This window comes from Bacillus sp. 7884-1 (assembly GCF_002272245.1).
Lineage (GTDB): Bacteria > Bacillota > Bacilli > Bacillales > Cytobacillaceae > Neobacillus.
In genome coordinates this window covers 1-441 of sequence record NZ_NPDD01000346.1, presented here as the reverse complement: position 1 = coordinate 441, position 441 = coordinate 1, and the positions used below count along the sequence as shown (strand labels likewise).

General features: G+C 34.9%; 1 pseudogene. It reads left to right on the top strand.

The window, feature by feature from the left end:
* Nucleotides 1–441: pseudogene (locus tag CHI06_RS29555) on the top strand (RNA-guided endonuclease TnpB family protein); the annotation flags it as partial.

Here is a 441-nt window from a genome sequence, read left to right as displayed (position 1 = left end):
CCAAAATAAACAACCTCGATTTAAGTCAAAAAAGAATCCAATACAATCTTATACAACAAAATATACAAACGGAAATATAGCTGTTATTGACAACTACATCAAACTTCCCAAACTAGGGAATGTCCGTTTTGCAAATAGTCGTGAAGTCCAAGGCCGTATTATAAGTGCCACTATCAGAAGAAATCCCTCTGGTAAATATTTTGTCTCTTTAGATGTTGAATCAGAAGTAAAAGCATTGCCCAAAACCAATTCAGCAATTGGTTTTGATGTAGGACTGAAAGATTTCGCTATTCTTTCGAATGGAACGATATACTCTAATCCGAAGTTTTCGTTCATTAGAAGAAAAATTAGCCCATGCTCAAAAAGTTATGAGTAGACGAACTATTGGTGGTGCGAACTGGTATAAAGCCAAAAGAAAAGTAGCTCGTATTCATGAAAAGA